This window comes from uncultured Gimesia sp. (assembly GCF_963972345.1).
GTDB lineage: Bacteria > Planctomycetota > Planctomycetia > Planctomycetales > Planctomycetaceae > Gimesia.
This window is the reverse complement of sequence record NZ_CAXAVM010000134.1, coordinates 1-19782: the sequence shown is the minus strand read 5'-3', so window position 1 is coordinate 19782 and position 19782 is coordinate 1. Positions and strand designations below refer to the sequence as shown.

15 protein-coding genes are annotated in these 19782 nt (G+C 49.8%); 13 read left to right on the top strand and 2 right to left on the bottom strand.

Features of this window, described 5'->3' with window-relative positions; all coding sequences use genetic code 11:
* The first annotated feature begins 748 nt into the window (after positions 1 to 748).
* Positions 749 to 2119 carry a sodium:proton antiporter gene (locus AACZ40_RS19850; protein WP_291166127.1) on the top strand — a complete coding sequence of 457 codons (1371 nt, stop codon included), beginning with the start codon at positions 749 to 751 and terminating at the stop codon, positions 2117 to 2119.
* A 192-nt stretch (positions 2120 to 2311) separates the two neighbouring features.
* Here the strand turns inward: AACZ40_RS19850 and AACZ40_RS19845 are convergent, their stop codons facing one another.
* A complete protein-coding gene (locus AACZ40_RS19845) occupies positions 2312 to 4093 on the bottom strand; it encodes a thiamine pyrophosphate-requiring protein (RefSeq protein ID WP_291166126.1) in 1782 nt (593 codons plus the stop codon).
* A gap of 475 nt (positions 4094 to 4568) precedes the next feature.
* Here AACZ40_RS19845 and AACZ40_RS19840 point away from each other — a divergent pair, with 475 nt between their 5' ends.
* The 11 genes from AACZ40_RS19840 to AACZ40_RS19790 all read left to right on the top strand — a co-directional run bounded on the left by AACZ40_RS19840 (position 4569) and on the right by AACZ40_RS19790 (position 16359).
* Positions 4569 to 5258: a cytochrome c3 family protein gene (locus AACZ40_RS19840; RefSeq protein ID WP_291166124.1), complete on the top strand. Its 690-nt coding sequence runs from the start codon at positions 4569 to 4571 to the stop codon at positions 5256 to 5258.
* A gap of 71 nt (positions 5259 to 5329) precedes the next feature.
* Positions 5330 to 8386 (top strand): TAT-variant-translocated molybdopterin oxidoreductase, encoded by a 3057-nt coding sequence (locus AACZ40_RS19835; RefSeq protein WP_291166122.1) that lies wholly within the window; start codon positions 5330 to 5332, stop codon positions 8384 to 8386.
* Positions 8383 to 9744: an NrfD/PsrC family molybdoenzyme membrane anchor subunit gene (gene nrfD / locus AACZ40_RS19830; protein WP_291166120.1), complete on the top strand. Its 1362-nt coding sequence runs from the start codon at positions 8383 to 8385 to the stop codon at positions 9742 to 9744. The genes AACZ40_RS19835 and nrfD overlap by 4 nt, the downstream gene beginning before the upstream one ends.
* Positions 9741 to 10337: a DUF3341 domain-containing protein gene (locus AACZ40_RS19825; protein WP_291166117.1), complete on the top strand. Its 597-nt coding sequence runs from the start codon at positions 9741 to 9743 to the stop codon at positions 10335 to 10337. Before nrfD ends, AACZ40_RS19825 begins: the two co-directional genes overlap by 4 nt.
* Entirely contained in the window at positions 10315 to 11022 is a 708-nt protein-coding gene (locus tag AACZ40_RS19820; protein WP_291166115.1) for a cytochrome c, read from the top strand. The genes AACZ40_RS19825 and AACZ40_RS19820 overlap by 23 nt, the downstream gene beginning before the upstream one ends.
* On the top strand, positions 11019 to 12191 hold the full coding sequence (locus AACZ40_RS19815; RefSeq protein ID WP_291166113.1) for a hypothetical protein: 1173 nt from the start codon (positions 11019 to 11021) through the stop codon (positions 12189 to 12191). The genes AACZ40_RS19820 and AACZ40_RS19815 overlap by 4 nt, the downstream gene beginning before the upstream one ends.
* 4 nt (positions 12192 to 12195) lie before the next feature.
* Positions 12196 to 12618 carry a hypothetical protein gene (locus AACZ40_RS19810; protein WP_291166110.1) on the top strand — a complete coding sequence of 141 codons (423 nt, stop codon included), beginning with the start codon at positions 12196 to 12198 and terminating at the stop codon, positions 12616 to 12618.
* Positions 12615 to 13583 carry a cytochrome c oxidase subunit II gene (coxB, locus tag AACZ40_RS19805; RefSeq protein ID WP_291166108.1) on the top strand — a complete coding sequence of 323 codons (969 nt, stop codon included), beginning with the start codon at positions 12615 to 12617 and terminating at the stop codon, positions 13581 to 13583. The genes AACZ40_RS19810 and coxB overlap by 4 nt, the downstream gene beginning before the upstream one ends.
* A 65-nt stretch (positions 13584 to 13648) precedes the next feature.
* On the top strand, positions 13649 to 15280 hold the full coding sequence (gene ctaD / locus AACZ40_RS19800) for a cytochrome c oxidase subunit I (RefSeq protein ID WP_291166106.1): 1632 nt from the start codon (positions 13649 to 13651) through the stop codon (positions 15278 to 15280).
* Positions 15277 to 15927, top strand: coding sequence for a cytochrome c oxidase subunit 3 (locus tag AACZ40_RS19795; RefSeq protein ID WP_291166104.1), 651 nt, complete (start codon positions 15277 to 15279; stop codon positions 15925 to 15927). The genes ctaD and AACZ40_RS19795 overlap by 4 nt, the downstream gene beginning before the upstream one ends.
* Positions 15928 to 15996: 69 nt before the next feature.
* Positions 15997 to 16359 carry a cytochrome C oxidase subunit IV family protein gene (locus AACZ40_RS19790; RefSeq protein WP_291166102.1) on the top strand — a complete coding sequence of 121 codons (363 nt, stop codon included), beginning with the start codon at positions 15997 to 15999 and terminating at the stop codon, positions 16357 to 16359.
* Between the two features lies 1 nt (position 16360).
* Here AACZ40_RS19790 and AACZ40_RS19785 read toward each other — a convergent pair whose 3' ends face one another.
* Entirely contained in the window at positions 16361 to 17128 is a 768-nt protein-coding gene (locus AACZ40_RS19785; RefSeq protein WP_291166101.1) for an SCO family protein, read from the bottom strand.
* An 886-nt stretch (positions 17129 to 18014) separates the two neighbouring features.
* On the opposite strand from AACZ40_RS19785, the gene AACZ40_RS19780 reads away from it, so the two are divergent.
* Entirely contained in the window at positions 18015 to 19595 is a 1581-nt protein-coding gene (locus AACZ40_RS19780; RefSeq protein ID WP_339675555.1) for an FMN-binding glutamate synthase family protein, read from the top strand.
* Positions 19596 to 19782: the final 187 nt, after the last annotated feature.

Here is a 19782-nt window from a genome sequence, read left to right as displayed (position 1 = left end):
ATCATGACTTATTAATTTCGAAAATAGCAATCAAAGGGAGCTTTTCTACAGAGCACCGCTGACTCCTTTCTCATTTTTAAATCGAATTCTGATTGACGATTTCTCCATCCACGTCGATGCCGAGTCGGTTTGGATGGGAACATTCTCAAATCGTCATGCATCTGGAACGGCTCTTTTATGATTTCCATTCGTCAGGGAATTTGGGAATGTCCAGATACAGCATTGTGTAACCGGCCCACCAATTATGCCCGGCCGTCTGTAGAATTCTGAATGCGTTTCAACCAACAATATATTCATAAGCGAAAGCGATGTCGGCATCTCAATCGCTCCCATGCTCTGGCCAGCGGCAGAACCCGGCCTGCAACGCGATCTGGTGACAAACGCTAACATGAGTATTCCAGGTATCCATATACTGAGTACTGTATCAAGGCGGCAAAGCCGTATGAAACATTGATATCAATCTTTCAGCGGAAAACGGTTGTCATGTCTGCGGGAAGTAATTCTGCTGAAGTTGTCTCTCCTGTTACTATCCAGTGCCTGAAAACAATAGCCATTTTGAATTTCACAAATAACAGGACAGCAAAAGTGGAGAAATTCAGACCCCGTTAGACACGCAGGAACCTCAGCAGTTACAATTAAAATCAAAAGATATTAAGAGCGATTCCAGATTGATCTATATGGGAAATCGCGATTGCATTCGTACGTGACTGATACGTTCTGAAATTCTTCTAACCGGCAAAGCACTATTATGGATTTGTTCAGTCTAACTTCGATTATCATCGCTCTGGCGGCTTTGTTTGGCTACATCAATGTTAAGTTCTTGAAGCTGCCCAAGACAATCGGTCTGATGATCGTCGCGACACTATTCACGACGCTGGTTTTTGCCAGTGCCTGGATCAATGATCGTATTTTGGATTACGCACGCACTCTGATTGGCTACATTGACTTCCAGGAAATATTGCTGGATGTCATGCTCGGTTTCCTGCTCTTCGCCGGCGCACTGCAAACGAATTTTGGTCAGTTACATGTACAGCGCTGGCCTATTTTGACATTCTCAACGCTCGGTGTAGTCTCTTCAACCGCACTGGTGGGAAGCGTTTCATTCTTTACCTTCAATATGCTGGGGTTGAACGTCCAGTTTATCCACTGTCTGCTGTTCGGCTCACTCATTTCTCCAACTGACCCCATCGCGGTTCTCGGGATATTAAAGAACGCGGGCGTCCCAAAATCGCTGGAAACCAAAATAGTCGGTGAATCATTGTTCAATGATGGAGTAGGCGTCGTCGTTTTTCTGGCCCTGTTCGGGATCGCCTCAGGAGGTAGCCATCCGCTCGGTAACGAGTTTGATACCCCCCAAATGCCAGGTGTTTCCTCGGCAGCGACTACAGAAGAAGGGGCAGAAACGCTTCAAGGTTCCCCCAATATTTCACCTGATAAGCACGAAATCTCAATCGGGATCATTGGAGAACTTTTGGCTGTCGAAGTGCTCGGCGGTCTCGCGTTGGGGCTGGCCCTGGGAAGTGTGGTGTTCTTATTGATGCGATCAATCGATGACTATGAAATTGAGATCATGATTTCGCTGGCCTGCGTGATGGGAGGCTACTCACTTGCCACTTACCTGCATGTTTCGGGACCATTGGCGATGGTCGTGGCGGGTTTGATCGTCGGCAGCGACGCGGTACGTGGTCGATCCATGTCTGCTCAAACGGAAAAGTATGTCGATCATTTCTGGGAAATGGTCGACATGGTCATGAACGCGATCCTGTTCGTTCTAATAGGGCTTGAGATACTGATTCTCCATGTAAAGACGGACTATATTTATGCATCGCTTATTGCGATTATACTGGTCCTTGCAGCGAGATTTCTGTCTCTACTGATTCCCATACGGCTTTTTGCCAAGCGCCTCAAGTTTGCACCGCACACGTTAACGATCATGACGTGGGGTGGACTACGTGGTGGAATCTCGATTGCATTGGCGTTACAAATGACGCCAGGAATGAACCGCGACTTGTTCCTCACTGTGACTTATGGTGTTGTGATCTTTTCAATTATCGTTCAAGGCTTATCAATCGGTCCGCTGGCTCGTCATCTGGTTGGAGATCAGACAGCGACTGGTTGATTATTCCTCTCAAGAAAATGCCGATTTCCGTCATATCCAAACACCCAAGGAGAACGCATGATGCAATAATTCGTGTACGCAACTTTTGAATTCCTTGAGTGACCGAAGGCGTCGGGTAGAAATATTATCGCCCGTTCAGGCCCATACCCATTGATATTGGAAAACATAACCTGGTGAAAGTGCTAACTTGGATTAATGAATCAGTCCTTTCATCAGGCCTTTAAAACTCTGACGAATTATGTCTCCTGCGTCAGGATCGCCTTTCAAGAGTGAAGCCAGCATGGCTTCACTCTGCTTCCAGGAGGTATGCGGGGGCAAAGGTGGAACAGAAGGATCGCACAAGGCATCAATGACGACAGGCCTGTCAGCAGAGAAAGCCGCTTCCCAGGCATCGACAATCTGCTCCGGTTTTTCAATACGAATTCCTTTAAGACCGCATAGTTCTGCATAGGCGGCGTAGTTGATATCAGGCAAATTCTGGGAAGCCTCGTATTTCGGATCTCCCTCCATCACGCGCATTTCCCAGGTCACCTGATTCAGATCGTTGTTATGCAGCACCAGGATGATCAATCGTGGATCAGGCCATTCCGCCGCGTATTTTTTGATGGTCAATAATTCATTCATGCCATTCATCTGCATGGCCCCATCGCCGGCTAATGCGATGACTGCCCGCTCAGGATAGCAGAATTTCGCGGCAATGGCATAAGGCACTGCACATCCCATCGAAGCCAGTGTGCCTGAAACGGAAGCACGCATCCCTTTACGAATTTTCAGATCACGGGCAAACCAGTTCGTCCCGCTCCCCGAGTCTGCGGTGATGATACAGTCATCAGGCAGCCGGGGAGACAGCTCCCAGAAAACACGCTGGGGATTGACCGGGTTGGCACTGCTCATGGCCCGGTCTTCTACAATCTTCCACCACTGACTGATTGAATCTTCAATCTGGTGTCGCCATTGGAGATCCTCCTTTTTCTCGATCATCGGCAGTAAAGCCTGTAGTGTTTCGCGTGAATCCCCTACCAGATTCAATTCCATCGGGTACCGAATCCCGATCATTTTCGGGTCGATATCAATCTGTATACCTCGTGCCTGACCAAATTCGGGCAAAAACTGGGAATACGGAAAGCTGGACCCGATCATCACGAACGTATCACAATTCATCATCAGCTCATAACTGGGCTTCGTCCCCAACAGGCCAATCGAACCGGTGACAAACGAAAGATCATCAGGAAGCACATCTTTTCCCAACAGCGCTTTGGCAACGCCTGCACCGGTTTTATCCGCCAGTTCAATCACTTCATCAGCCGCATTTCGCGCACCCTGGCCCACGAGGATCGCGACTCGTTCCCCGCTATTGATGATTCCCGCAGCTCTTTGTAATGCATCATCTTTTGGCGGAAGAATGCGGGGTTTGATCACGCCCAGACTTCCTGGAGCCATTTTGAACTGATGCGGTGTTTCCTTGACTGCCTTGGCATCTTGAAGATCCGCTGGAACAATCAATGCGGTAACAGTCCGTTCACAGATAGCCGTTCTCACTGCCCGATCAAGCATGGCAGGCAGCTGATGAGGATTCGTGACAGTCTGCACGTACTCATGAGCCACATCTTTAAAAAGCGTATGTAAGTCGACTTCCTGCATATAGCTGCTGCCCAGAGCAGTACTCGGTTGTTGACCACAGATGGCCAGCACTGGCTGATGATCCAGCTTGGCATCATAGAGACCATTCAGCAGATGAATCGCTCCCGGCCCGGAGGTCGCCAGACAGACTCCCAGCTGACCCGTAAACTTCGCATGGCCGCAAGCCATGAATGCCGCCATTTCTTCATGCCGCGCCTGAATAAATTGAGGAGCCCCCGCGCGTGCCAGAGCTCCCATGATCCCATTGATGCCATCACCGGGGTAGCCATAAACTCGTTCAATTCCCCACTCACGGAGTCGTTCAAGTATAAAATCACTCACCCGGTCTGCCATGATCTCTCACTCCTCAATCAAGATTATTTTTGATTCGGCAATGCCGTGCAGTCAACCAGAACAGCTTTTATGACTATCCACTGTCGGCAAGCTGAAAATGCCACAATTGACGGAAATACACCGTGGCGTTGGAAGGAGCGAAACAGCAAATAACATGCCCCTCTCTAAAGCGATTTCAACTCAGGACAATAACGCTGCCTGTTACAAACAAGATATCAGGAAGAAATGGCGGGCATATTCTGCTGTAAAGTGCTCACTCAATCCCGAAGATGTAAGTAGGCTGGTATGCAATTTGCTTTATTGAATTTTTGCCCGCCTTTACTTTTTGTTGTTGATTTCGCAGTGCATACCCGGGGTCTGCAAGTATCTGCATGGAGTGGGGCTTGCTGGTTCTCAGGTTTTACCTCAGTTCCATAATAATTGGCATAAAGTCAGAGTGATGACTCAGTTATTTACCCCGGCAGCAAACTCGCTCATGCGTAGCGCATTGGGGTGTATCGCATTACTGGGAGTTGGCACATTATCAACCATGTTGATAGCTGCGCGCTCACCTTTCATGACGGGACAGGACCGAATTGTTGAGCAGCCCATCCCTTTCAGTCATCAACATCATGTAGGAGATGCTGGCATTGACTGCCGCTACTGCCATCAGGGAGTCGAAGACTCTGCGCGTGCCGGTGTGCCGTCCACACAAATCTGTATGACCTGTCATCGCGAACTGTGGAGCCAGAGTGATATGTTGGCGCCGGTGCGAAACAGCTGGCAGGAAAATCGTTCGCTCCGTTGGCGTCGTGTTCATGATTTACCGGATTATGTATTCTTCAATCATGGCATCCATATTCATAAAGGAATTGGCTGCTATAGCTGCCACGGCGATCTGTCGGAAATGCCTCTGACTATGCAGGCCCGCCCCCTGACCATGCAGTGGTGCCTGGACTGCCACCGCAATCCGCAACAGCATGTGCGACCACGCGCCCTGGTCTTTCATTCCAAACCGTTAAAGTCACTGACCAGCACAAACCCTTTTCGTGATGCGTTGTCGGAAACCAAACCAGAGCATCTGGAAGCCGAAACCTCTTCCGCTGAAATCAAACTTCTACAGACGCAGCTGGCGAAGAAATACAAACTGAAAAGTCGGACAGACTGCTACACCTGTCATCGATAAACTCACAGTAACGGGCACCGTGGCCTGACAACAGGAAACCGTACTTATGACGATCGAAACTGAATTGTGATATGCCAGGAAAAAAACTGCAACAATCTGATTTTCCCGAATTGAAGTCATCATCAACCGGCGTAGACTGGTGGCGCAGCCTGGAAGAACTTGCGGACACAGAAGAATTTCAGTCTTATCTGCATCGAGAATTTCCGGCTCAGGCAACCGAGTGGCTGCAATGCTCCCGGCGTGATTTTCTTTATTTGATGGGAGCCTCCTTTTTTCTCGCGGGGTTACACGGCTGCGATCTGCATCAACCTGAAGAAATGATCGTCCCCGCAGTGCACCAGGCAAACCAGAATCACTCGGGAAGCCCATTGTACTTCAATACCGCCATGGAATTGAGTGGTTCCGTCCTTGGATTGACTGTGGAAAGCCAGATGGGCCGGCCCATCAAAATAGAAGGAAACCCCAATCACCCCTCCAGCCTGGGTGCAACGAACGTGTTTGCTCAGGCAGCAACCTTGGACCTGTATGATCCTGATCGGCTCAAGGTATTCCAACGAAATCAAAAAAATTCCTCTCGCTTAAAGTGGAGGCGGGAACTGCAGGCAACCCGTATTCATTTCGATCAGACTCAGGGTGCAGGCCTCCGCATTCTTACACAAACTTCCACCAGCCCCACTCAACAGCGATTATTGAATCACATCAGAGAGCGCTGGCCGCAATCCCGCTGGTACTGTTATGAACCGGTCAATGACGATCAACAGCGTGCCGGTACTGCTTTAGCATTTGGTAATAATGCAAAATTAACCCAACCCGTATACGATTTTGAAAAAGCCGCTGTCATATTGTCGATTGACTATGACTTTTTACAGGCCCGTGATCTGCCTCTGCAGCAGATTCGGCATTTTACAGACAAACGGCGATTAGCAGGCGGCACAAATCAAGATCAGAATCCGCAATTCAATCGTCTCTATGCGCTCGCATCCTCTCCCACGTTAACAGCCGCCAAAGCCGATCATCATCTCCGCACGGATCCCGCTAAGATCATCTCGCTGTTGATCGAGATCGCAGCGCAGGTGGGAGTCGATGCCGTCAGCAAAACTGAACTGTATCAGTTGGTTGATCAGTCGGAAGATGAACGACGCTGGTTACAACAGGTGGTAGCAGACCTCAAATCTGCAGGGCAATTCAGTCTTGTCGCCGCAGGACGTGAACAGCCTCCCCTCGTTCATGCACTCGTATATGCCATTACCCAACAGCTGGGAAACAGTGGCGTCACAACTCATTTCTATCCATCACAGCAGATCCGTCCTGATACAACCACTGCCGACACGAGCATGCTTCGTGACCTGGTAACAGACATGGAACAGGGCAAGGTTGAAGACTTATTCATTCTGGGTGGAAATCCGGTATTCGATGCTCCTGCCGACATCCCGTTCGCAGCAGCTCTCAAGCAGGTAAGCAGGAGCTACGCATTAAGTTCCCTGCCAATCGAAACATCAGAGAGTTGTCTCTGGTCCATTCCGGACTTGCATTTTCTGGAACGCTGGGGAGATGTACGATCCGCTGATGGGACAGCCAGCATTGTACAACCATTGATCTCACCCCTGTATGATGGGATCTCTGCACTGGAACTGCTGGGCACCCTCGTAGATGAATCCGATAGTGGCTATGCACTCGTCCGCTCAACCTGGAGCGATCAACTTGGCACAGGCGAAACAGCACAAGCCTGGTCGCAGGCTTTAGCCGATGGTGTGATTCCCGACACAAAGCAGACGCCAGAAGAGTTAACGATCGCAGAAGATTTCCCCACACGTATTTCTACAGCCCTCAAAAAGTGGACCGAGGAATTCCAATCCACCACAGGACGGTTTACGGTCACTTTTCACCCGGATCCGACTGTCTGGGATGGACGCTTCATCAACAATGGCTGGCTGCAGGAACTTCCCAAACCTCTCAGTACACTGACCTGGGACAATGTCGCCTGGTTCTCAGTCTCCGATGCCGCAGAGCTTGATCTTAAAAATGGAGACCTTATCACTGTGGGCAGTGGTAAAGAACAGTGCACTCTTCCCGTCTGGGTGATGCCCGGGCAACCGGCGGGCTGTATCACTGCCTGTTTTGGCTATGGGAGAACTGTCTCCGGTAGAGCAGGCACAGCGAACGGCTTTAATATCTACCCGTTACGTACAAGTGAGCGGATGTGGTTTCGCCCCGATCTGCAAGTGGAAAAAACAGAAAAGCGTTATTCTCTGGCGGCGACACAAACCCATCATCTGATGGAAGGCAAACATCTTGTACGTTCCGGCACATTACAGAAGTATCAGCAGGATCCGGAAAAACCGGAATTTGCTCATCCACCGTCCCCCTTACCGACCGCGTCTTTCAACGATGAGTGGTCGTACGAAGGACATCGCTGGGGAATGACGATTGATCTGACCGCCTGTGTGGGATGTTCCGCCTGTGTGCTGGCCTGCCAGTCAGAGAACAATATTCCGATCGTCGGTAAACAGCAGGTGGCGCTCAACCGGGAAATGCACTGGATCCGCGTCGATACTTATTATGAAGGTAAAGCGGAAGATCCCGAGCAGACACTCAGCCAGCCGGTCCCCTGTATGCATTGTGAACACGCACCCTGCGAACTTGTCTGTCCGGTCGCCGCGACCACTCACAGTGACGAGGGGCTGAATCAGATGATCTACAATCGCTGTGTGGGCACACGGTATTGCAGCAACAACTGTCCCTATAAAGTGCGACGTTTCAACTTCCTGGATTTTTCCGACAAAGCCTTGAATGAACCTGGTTTGCAGTTGCTGACCAATCCCGATGTCACCGTGCGCAGTCGGGGAGTTATGGAAAAATGCACGTATTGTGTGCAGAGAATAGAAAAAAGCAAAATTGCAGCGCAGCGGGAAGAACGTCCGCTCCGCGATGGGGAAATTGTGACCGCCTGCCAGGGCGCGTGCCCGGCTCAAGCCATTCACTTTGGTGATTTGAATGAAGCTGAGAGTCGAGTGCGACAGACTCATGATCATCCGTTGAATTATGCGTTGCTGGAAGAGCTTAATACCAGACCACGTACAACCTACCTCGCTGAAGTTAAAAACCCAAATACAGGTGAAAGCCCATGAGCAGCGAAGACAGAGCGAGGACTGATCTGCTGCCGGCAAATGCCTCTTACGAATCCGTAAGTGAGCAGGTCAGCAGTATCGTTCTGAAAAAACCAACACCTCGCTCCTGGAAATTCAGCTTTCTGATCGGATTACTGATGCTGCAGGCACTCCTGCTGGGGATTGGCTGGTTGTTTGCGTATGGGGTTGGCATCTGGGGTATTAATATTCCCATCGGCTGGGGACTGGCAATTGTCAATTTTGTGTGGTGGATTGGCATTGGTCATGCAGGAACTCTGATATCAGCCATATTGCTGCTTCTCCATCAGGAGTGGCGAACAAGTATCAACCGGATCGCTGAAGCGATGACGCTGTTTGCGGTCGCCTGCGCAGGCCTGTTTCCTTTACTCCATCTGGGACGACCGAAATTATTTTATTGGCTGATACCCTACCCTGCAACAACTGATATGTGGCCTCAATTCCGCAGCCCTCTGATCTGGGACTTTTTTGCGATCACAACTTATGCCACCGTCTCGCTGATCTTCTGGTATCTGGGGATGCTGCCAGATCTGGCAACCATGCGAGACCGTGCTCAGAGTCACTTTATTGCGCGGATTTACGGTGTACTGGCACTGGGCTGGCGGAATTCCGCCCGACACTGGCATCACTATCAGAAGCTCTATCTTCTGCTCGCGGGTCTCGCAACTCCGCTGGTTGTTTCCGTACACACAACTGTCAGCTGGGATTTCTCGGTCGGTATCGTCTCTGCCTGGCATTCCACAGTCTTTCCTCCCTATTTTGTCGGCGGCGCTATTTTTTCCGGTTTTGCCATGGTATTGCTGATCACTATACCGCTCAGGCGCGTTTATGATGTTAAAGATCTGATTACAGAAACTCATCTGGATAAGATGGCGAAAATCATGCTCGCTTCCGGCATGACTGTCTCTTACGGTTACCTGATGGACGCTTATCAGGCCTGGTATCTCAATGAGCCTTATGACAGCTATATCTACACAAATCGATTTAGCGGGCCATACGATTATTGTTACTGGGCCCTGATTCTGTGTAACTGCGTGATCCCGCAGGCACTCTGGTTTCCCGCAGTCCGTCGTAGTACGCTTTTTCTGTTTGGAATCTCACTGTGCATTCAAGTGGGGATGTGGCTGGAACGCTTCATTATTATTACCCTCAGTCTGCACCGCGATCATCTCCCCTCTGACTGGGCCATGTATTATCCCACCATCTGGGACTGGGCTCTGCTTGTGGGCACCGGTGGTCTGTTCCTGATTCTCATGCTCTTATTCCTGCGACTGTTACCCTCGATCTCCATGTCAGAAATGCGGGAACTCGTGCATCAGAAAGGGGGCTCGAATCCATGATTCCACCTGACCCCCGTTTATCGAGCACCGCAGCTGCGAGTGAAGCTCACGAATCCGGACCGTTGTTCGGGTTACTGGCGCAATTTTCTTCAGATACAGAACTCATCGAAGCGACCCATACGCTTTATGCTGACGGATATCGCGCGCTGGATGCCTTTTCACCGTTTCCCCTGGAGGACCTTTCTGATGCACTTCATTTGAGACGATCGCTGGTGGCTCCCATCGTATTGGGAGGGGGGATACTGGGGGGGATTTCCATCTATGCGCTGGAATATTGGGTGAACCTGTTTGCTTATCCTTTGAATGTCGGCGGACGTCCGTTGCACAGTTGGGTATCGTTCATTCCTCCTGCGTTCGAATGCATTATATTACTCGGCGCACTGGCAGGCGCCGGAGGGATGCTGCTGCTGTGTGGACTGCCAAGGCTCAATCATCCTGTGTTTGAGGTTGAGGCTTTTCGCCGCGCCAGTACGGATGCATGGTTCCTTTGTGTGCAGTCAGAAGATGCTCAATTCGATTCTGAAATGACGCGTCAGTCGTTATTGAATGCCGGTGCACAGGAGGTGTGGGATGTTCCCGCGATCGAAGCCTGAATGCGAGAAAGCACAGGCTCACAATATCAGCCGTTGCTGTAATGCTATCCGCGGCTTGAAGATAATCTGCCTGGTGTTACCGCTCCTGTTTTCCAGCAGTTGTGCGCAGGAGATGATGAATCAGAAACGGGTTGATCCCCAGGAAGCAACTGCCGCCTGGGGAAATCGCAGTTCCATGCGGGCACTTCCCGCCCACACCGTTCCTGCCAAAGAATCCATTATGGATCAGATGGGGGGACCACATGCTACCTTGTGGCAGGCGCGGTCACCCGCAGAAGAGATCCTGCCACCAGATAAGATTGACGAAAGCAATTTACCCGACATCCCCGCAACTCTCAATGACAGTCATAATCTTCTGGAAACGGTACAGCGGGGACAGAATCGATTCCAGATCTGGTGCACTCCCTGCCATGGACAACTGGGAAACGGGAATGGTGAAGTCGCACGTCGAGGTTATTACTATCCGGCCAGTTTTCATACGCCTCGCCTGAGAGCAAAATCACTCGGTTATTTTTTTGAAGTCATCACACAGGGAAAAAAACACATGCCGGCTTACAGATTCATGATCCCCCCCGATGATCGCTGGGCGATTGCCGTTTACCTACGGGCACTGCAATTCAGTCAACATGCTCCCGAATCGATGTTAACTGAAACGGACTTAAACCAATTGAAAACGAAACCATGAATTCTACTGACACGCCACAACCGTTCTTCTCAGAAAAAAGCAGACGTTTTCTGCTGCTGGGGACGGGTTGCGCGCTGGGTTTCTGTGTTTTGGCGGCGTTTCTTTCTCCCAGGCATTTTTTCATGTCATGGCTGACTGTCATCTTATGGCCCTGGAGTATTTCGCTGGGCAGTCTGACTCTGCTGCTGATGATTGTTCTAACGGGAGGAAAATGGAGCGAAACGATCTGGCAGAGACTCTCTCTGCATGCCCGACTGATGCCGATGGTCGGACTCTGTTTTCTCCCCTGGATGATCGGGCTCTCATATGTGTATCCCTGGACCGATTCTGCTTATTTTGAGGGGCTGGAAAACATCAGCCATCGACAATGGTTTCTGCAACCGGGATTCGTGATCGGACGCTCGATTCTCTATTTTTTTATCTGGATCGGTTTTTCCTGGATCGTTGCGGGAACTTTTTTACGTGTTCGTCAGAAGCGGGTCGCTGAATCCGGCCAGATCCTCATTCCCGGCGGCCAGGCTGCCGCCGGCCTGGGACTGATTGCGATTCTGATTTCTGTCACATGGGCGGCTATGGACTGGATTATGTCCCTGGACCCCTTCTTCACATCGACATTGTTTGGTGCACTGGTCGGTGTGGGAGCATTGCTGGCAGCGATGGCAGCAGCAATCGCGGGTTACGCATTCAACCCGCGGAATGAAAACAGAAACCCCGATTCCAAATTGATGAACGACCTGGGGAATCTGCTGCTGGCCTTTGTGATGATCTGGGCTTATTTTTCCCTGTCACAGTTCTTAATCATGTGGTCGGGAGATTTGCCCCAGGAAGCTGCCTTCTATCAACGGAGACTTATGAATAGCTGGTCCTGGATCACTCCTGCCCTGGCTTTGGGAGGCTTTTTCATACCCCTGGCCTGCCTGCTCTCTCAAGATTTTAAAAGGGATGCCCTCAAACTGGGATTATTGGCGCTGTTTCTGTTGGGTGTACGACTGGTCGAGTTGGCATGGATGGTGCTTCCCGGCGGTCACAAAACGCCTCTGGTTGGATTTCATTGGTCGCTACTCCCCGCATTGTTCGCCATTCCCGGCAGCTACCTGCTCGCGATGGAAGCACTGGTGCGCCGGGATGCCCGTCAAACCGAAAAAAATCTCTTAATACCTGATGAGTAAACCTATGCAAAACGATCACAAGCAACATTCAAATCATGAGCAAATGGCTCCCTCCTGTCACGAAGCGGAATCCGTATACGTTTCGAGAGTCTGGTATACTGCTGGCGGAATATTACTGCTCCTCGTGATCTGTCTGGCAGTGATTCATTTCAGTCTGAACTGGCTTTCTGGAGACACCCCGATTGAACACGCGGGTCAACAGTGGCAGCAACAACAGTCATCACCTGGTGTGGCTCCGAACCAGGCATACGATCGAGAACACATTCAATCTCGGGAAGCATTGATACTCCGGAGTTATGCCTGGCAGGATGCAGAACATCGGGTGGCACGTATACCTGTCAAGCGCGCCATGCAGTTACTGCCTCAACGCGGACTGCAGCCTTTTTCCCCCGATCATAACGGACAACAGGAGGAATCGGATCAATGAATACCTCATTTCGTTTGCTTCCGGAAGTTGCCTCGCGGGGTGGTAGTGAAATCGATCTGCTGGCATGGGCCTTACTGGCAGTATCGACTTTGTTTTCTGTCGTGATTGCGGTTGCGCTGATTGTTTTTGTAGTGCGCTATTATCACACGCGTGAGGTAAATCGACAGTCTGGCTGGTTGGAAAGACACCATCTGGCAACAGAGATCGTCTGGACAATCGTGCCACTGCTGATCCTGCTGATCTTTTTTGGCTGGGGCGCAGAAGTTTATGTACGCGGTCATCAACCACCTCCAGAGACTACGAATATTTATGTCGTCGCGAAACAGTGGATGTGGAAAATTGGGCATGAACAGGGGAGTCGGGAAATCAATCAGCTGCATGTTCCCGTCGGTCAGCCCGTTCGACTGACCATGATCTCAGAAGACGTGATTCACAGCTTCTATGTCCCCGCATTTCGGAATAAGCAGGATGTCCTGCCTGCCCGTTATACGACACTCTGGTTTCAACCGACAAAAACCGGCGTCTTTCATCTGTTCTGTGCCGAATACTGTGGTACCAGTCATTCCGCCATGCGGGGGACTGTCATCGTACAGACGCCGGAAGAATACGAACAATGGCTCAGATCTGGTGAAGAACTTTCACCGGAACAACGGGGACGCCGGCACCTGGCTTCCTTCGGCTGTCTGCAATGCCACGATCCACTTGAAGGCAATCGCAGTGGACCTCCGCTGGCTGGTTTATATGGCAGCCTGCTTCCACTGGCAAGTGGTCATACCGTCCGCGTCGACGCCAGTTACATCCGTCGCGCGATAGTCGAACCCCAGGCTGAGATTCATCGAGGCTATCAAAAAATGATGCCCAGTTATCAGACACATCTGACGCCGGAACAGATCCTGGAAATCACGGCCTACCTCAAATCCATCGCTGATGCTTCAGGACCGGTTCCCGGTCCCGCTGCTTTTTAAGACGGAGATTAGAATGCGAGATGTAACACAGTATCAATTGTTTCAAGAATGTGGTTAAAGAGAAAATGGCAACGCATCAATCCTATTTAAGTGACGGCACAACATTGCGTTCCTGGCTTATGACGCTGGATCACAAACGCATTGCAATCCTGTATATGGTTTCGCTGACATTCTTCTTCTTTGTAGGAGGAGCCGCCGCAGTTTTGTTCCGACTCGAACTCATCACTCCCCAGGGGGATCTGGTCTCATCTGATACTTATAACCGTCTGTTTTCGATCCATGGGATCATTATGGTCTGGTTCTTCCTGATCCCGGCTGTCCCTAACGTATTAGGTAATTTTCTGGTACCGCTGATGATAGGTGCCCGAGACCTCGCTTTCCCGCGTCTGAATCTGGCCAGCTGGTATCTGTTCATGGCAGGCGGTCTGTTTACCCTGTATGTCGTGATTGCGGGTGGTGTCGATACCGGGTGGACTTTTTATACACCTTACAGCAGTACCTATGCTAATTCCCATGTCATTCTGGCGGCAACCGGGGTCTTCATTACGGGTTTTTCTTCCATTCTGACGGGCTTGAATTTTATCGTCACCATTCACACGATGCGCTGCCCCGGTTTGAAATGGTTCCGACTGCCCCTCTTCATCTGGTCCATGTATTCAACCAGCCTGATTATGGTACTGGCCACTCCCATTCTGGCGGTAACGCTCGCACTGGTCGCCGTCGAACGACTACTGGGAGTCGGCATCTTCGACCCGGGGATCGGTGGAGATCCGCTATTGTTCCAGCACCTGTTCTGGTTCTATTCTCATCCGGCCGTTTACATCATGATTTTACCTGGGATGGGCGTCATCAGTGAAATCATCCCCTGCTTTTCCCGGAAACCGATTTTTGGTTATGAATTCATTGCCATGGCCAGCCTGGCAATCGCGATTCTGGGATTCCTGGTATGGGGGCACCACATGTTCGTCAGCGGTCAATCACTGTATGCAGGTCTGTTTTTCTCGTTACTGAGTATGCTGGTTGCGGTCCCCTCGGCAGTCAAAGTTTTTAACTGGACAGCCACGCTGTATAAAGGCAGTATCTCACTTACGACCCCCATGCTGTATGCCCTGGGTTTTATCGGCCTGTTTACCATGGGGGGCTTGACCGGAATCTGCCTGGCTACACTGGCCTTCGATGTGCATGTGCACGACACCTATTTTATCATTGCTCATTTTCATTACATCATGGTGGGCGGCATGGTGATGGCTTATCTCGGAGGAATGCACTTCTGGTGGCCCAAAATCACAGGCCGCATGTATTCGGAATGGCTGGGCCGCATCAATGCCCTGATCGTCTTCGCCGGTTTTAACATGACATTTTTTCCTCAATTCATACTGGGATATCTCGGGAACCCCCGCCGCTATCATACGTATCCCGGTGAATTTCAGGTCTTCCACATCATGAGTACACTGGGAGCGTCGATCCTGGGAATCGGCTATCTACTGCCATTATTCTATTTGCTCTGGTCATTGAAATATGGCAAACGGGCCTGCGACAATCCCTGGGATGCGACTGGACTGGAATGGGCGACGACATCGCCGCCTCCTGCACATAATTTCCGGGAGACGCCCGTCATTCGGGAACCCGCTTATCAATATGAGACGCCTCACTCGGACTCGAAAAACAAACCGAATCCCAAAACGAGACTGACATGAACAGGACTTCGTCTATCGTAGCAATGCAGTTTGATGACAGCGAACAGCAGCACTCTGCGGCTCTGCTGGGAATGTGGATATTTCTTGCGACTGAGGTGCTGTTCTTTGGTGGGCTGTTTGTCGCCTATACCGTATACCGTTATGAATATTCGGACGCATTCGCTGAAGGCAGCGAACATCTGGCAATCTGGTCGGGTGCCGTTATGACGGGACTCCTGTTGATGGGTAGTCTTCTGATCGCACTCTCGGAGAATGTTTTTGAACGAGACCACATGCACCGGGTTTTCTGGAATCTGATCAGCACTGCTGTTCTGGGCATCCTGTTTTTAAGCTTTGAATTTTATGAATATCACGATTTAATCAAGCACCAGCTGTTTCCGGGTGCTGCCTTTCACTGGCCAGAAAAACAATCCACGCCTCTATCAGGTCGTTCTGTTGAGATATATTTCGTATTGTTTTTCTGTATGACGGGTCTGCACGCCCTGCATATGATTATCGGCATCAGTCTGGTATCCGGTCTGGCTTTTTATCTGCGATACTCGAAAAATCCGCGACGGCTGAAGAACCCGCTCACCGTAATCGGTTTGTACTGGCATTTCGTGGATATTATCTGGATCTTCCTGTTTCCACTGTTCTATTTGATCTGAAAGTAAATCAACCAACTGCAACATGAATTTACATAAGAAGCCTGTCACAAGCTTAATGAGGAGACATCCATGACATCAGCAAAACAAGTATCGTCGACTCAGCTGATCTGGACGTGCGTCGCTCTGATGCTCCTGCTGCTGTTGACGGTGGGACTGTTTCAATTGCCGCTCGGATCTGCCCATCTGATCGCAGGACTGAGTATCGCTTTCCTCAAAACCCTGCTGATTTTGGCAATCTTCATGAATTTAAAGGGGGGAAGCGGAGTGTTGCGTCTGACAGCGGCAGTTGGCATTCTGTGGCTCTGCTTTGCAATCCTGGGTATCATCTCTGATTACACAACCCGTGGGTGGCAGGAAACGCTCGATCCAGGTCTGGAACAGGGCACTCATTATTCCAGCAGTGATCGCGTTGAAGCATCGACAGCAGACTGAATCAGTCCGAATCATTCTGCGAAAGATTCTGCCGCTGTAAACCTATCATCATCCAAAGCATGCCGACTATAGTCAGTCCGCCCAGAATACGAACGGTCCATTGCACAGCACTACCGAAACGTCCCGTTGTCGGATCATAAAGATAACATGTCAGAAACGAATTCGCAGATTTCTCTGAAACCTTTTCGTCCCCCGCTGCTTTAATTGCCTGGGAAAGCTCACGGGGCACGTAATTCACACCATCCAGATACTGTGTGATGACCCCCTCTCCAGAAACAATAATCAGTCCGCTGGCATGCGCGTACTGTTGAATCGTTTCATCCCAGTGAGCCTGAAATCCCACTGCGGATGTCAGGCGTTCAATCTCTGCCTGGGAACCGGTCAGACAATACCAGCCGCTGCCTTCAGGAGAACGACCATATTTCTGAATCAGTCGCTGGCGGGCCAGATTTGCTTTTTCCGGTGTATCAGCCGGATTAAAACTGACCATAATCACCTGAAAGTCGTCTCCTACTTCTTCCTGGATCTCACTGACGGCCCGTACCAGGCCATCGGCTGATAACTTGCAGAGCATTGGACAATCAAAATAAACCAGACAGAGTACGGCGGGTTGATGATCTAACGCTTCGCGTAAGGAAATTTCATCACTGGAATGATCCTTAAAAACTGCATCCAGCGGAATCGACTGCCCTGGATGCGGCGTGATACCGACCTCTTTCAGAATCTGCTGAGGTGTTTGCGCACTCGCATTGCAGGGCAAGATTAACATCACACAAAGCACAACTATATTCATGCAGTTGATCATAAAACGATAAGAGCCCTTTTCGTGTTTAACATGATTTCCAGACATGCTGAATGTTTCATCAATAATAAGGAAGAAATTGCAAGTCGATCTGAAACGTTCTTTCCTGCAAACGGCACAGGATATATTGTTTGTGTTTCATTCTATGAAAATATTATACAGCCAAAGTAAGGTTTTATTCAGAAAGATTTCCTCCATTCCAGAACCAGAGTCAATTATTTACTGACAACAATCTGATTTGATTCAAGCTTTCACGCAATTGAATATCTCGGTACTCAAATAACTGATTTACACATACGAACGACTCAGTGATGACGGTGATAATCGCAGTCATGAATGAGACCTTGCTTTATTATAATGGCGTCGTATAAAACCTGAATAGAGAACTCGATGAAGACGTCCATCTGACCAGTGATTCGCTCACAGTTCGGTAGCAGAGCTTTTGCATCGCAAACGATTGAAACAGCGAGTATGGAATTTAGCGTAACGGACGTGATTTCTTTGGTATGTCGCAGGGAGGAGTCAGGGGGCTGTTAATTTGTCGTAACTCTCTACTAGACTAGTACTCACCACTTTAATCGTCTCAACTTACCATTTGTGAGGCAGGTCAGAACTGGCGATACAAGCCGTTCAGCGATGGTACCCAGAACTTGATTTCCTTACAATAAGTGACAGAAAAGGAGCTTTGGCAGTGATGACTTCTACATCTGCGCTGGTGAAGCTCAGAAGTATACGACAGTGAAAAAACGCCAGACTCTCTGATATAATTAATTCCTATTTTCGACCATAAATATATCAGGTTCTATAGTCCTTTTTAAAACGCAAATGGTTTGAAAACCAGAAGCCGTTAATCATGATGCGATATATTCCCTTACTGCTATCTGTAATTCTGGCCTTACTAGGTTGTATTCTGGTTGTAACTGCATCTCTTCACTGGATGTGGCTGACGATACCGTTTCTGCTCCTCACGGGAGTGGGATTTTACGATCTTTTTTTCTCATCCAATAATGTATTGCGTAACTACCCGCTATTGGGATATCTCCGCTTCGCGTCGGAAGAGTTACGTCCGGAACTGCATCAGTATTTCGTCGAAAGTGATACTGATGGTGCCCCGTTTAACCGGAACAGCAGACAAATTGTTTATGAGCGTGCAGAAGACGAACACGAAGAAAAGTCGTTCGGTACCGAACTGGATGTCTATGAGGCGGCCTATGAATGGTTAACACACTCGATCAATCCAAGGCAGGCCAGTGAAACACAGTTTCGTGTCCGAATTGGTGGTGAAGCTTGTCGGCATCCATACGAAATGTCTTTATTGAACGTGTCTTCCATGAGCTTCGGTTCATTGAGTGCCAATTCCATTCTGGCGTTAAACGGTGGTGCCAGACTGGGCGGTTTTGCACATGCAACTGGAGAAGGTGGTATAAGCCCCTATCATTTAAAACCGGGTGGTGATCTGGTCTGGGAGATCGGGACCGCTTACTTTGGCTGCCGCGATGAGAATGGCAATTTCGACCCGGAGCAATTTCAAAATAAAGCAGCAGAACCCGCGGTGAAATGTATCACCATCAAGTTATCCCAGGGCGCAAAAGCCGGCCTGGGTGGAGTGATGCCGGCCGCCAAAATGTCAGAAGAAATTGCAGAGACGCGTGGAGTGCCTGCACATGAAAAATGCATCTCACCCCCCGGGCACAGTGAGTTTGATTCCCCCCGCGGTCTGTTGAATTTCATTCAGCGATTGCGTGATTTATCTGATGCCAAGCCCGTCGGGTTCAAATTATGTGTGGGACGTCGCAGTGAGTTTCTGGGAATCTGTAAAGCAATGCTGCAAACCGGAATTCTACCTGATTATATTATTGTCGATGGAGGTGAAGGAGGTACCGGGGCAGCACCACTGGAGTATCAAGATCATGTCGGTGCCCCCCTCGCAGAAGGCTTACATTTCGTACATCAATCTCTTATTGCCTGCGGTTTGCGAAAACAGATCAAACTGGGTTGCAGCGGGAAAGTGGACTCTGCCTTCGAAATGATCCGACGTCTCATCCATGGTGCCGACTACTGCAATGCTGCCCGGGCCATGATGTTCTCACTGGGATGCATTCAGGCACAAATCTGTGAGACGAATCGCTGCCCAACCGGCATCACCACACAGGACCAGACGCGCACCAGAGGACTTCTGCCGGAAGTCAAACAATATCGAGTCCGCTATTTTCAGCATTCGACTGTGATGGAGTTCAATCAGATCATCGCCTCTCTTGGATTGAGCTCACCGGACCAACTCTCTCCAGAACTGCTGATGCGTAGAGTCAATGCCACCACTGTGAAAAGTTACGCGGAAATCTTTTATCAGGCGAAAGAGAACGAACTGCAGACCTCCCCAACAGATTCTTTCTGGAAACAAGACTGGGCAAAAGCCAGCTCTGAGCATTTTTAATGATTACTTTCACAAGCTGATCAGAACAATCAGTAATACAACAGAACACTAAATCGTGTGGCTGGTGTCATTCGCGGGGGCGGGGCAACGGCTTACATTGGAGGGGGATTCGCGCTGTCGTAACGAACTAGACCCAAGACAAGCGACCTTGTTTGCCTGAATAATAAGAAACACCCGAAATCCCTGC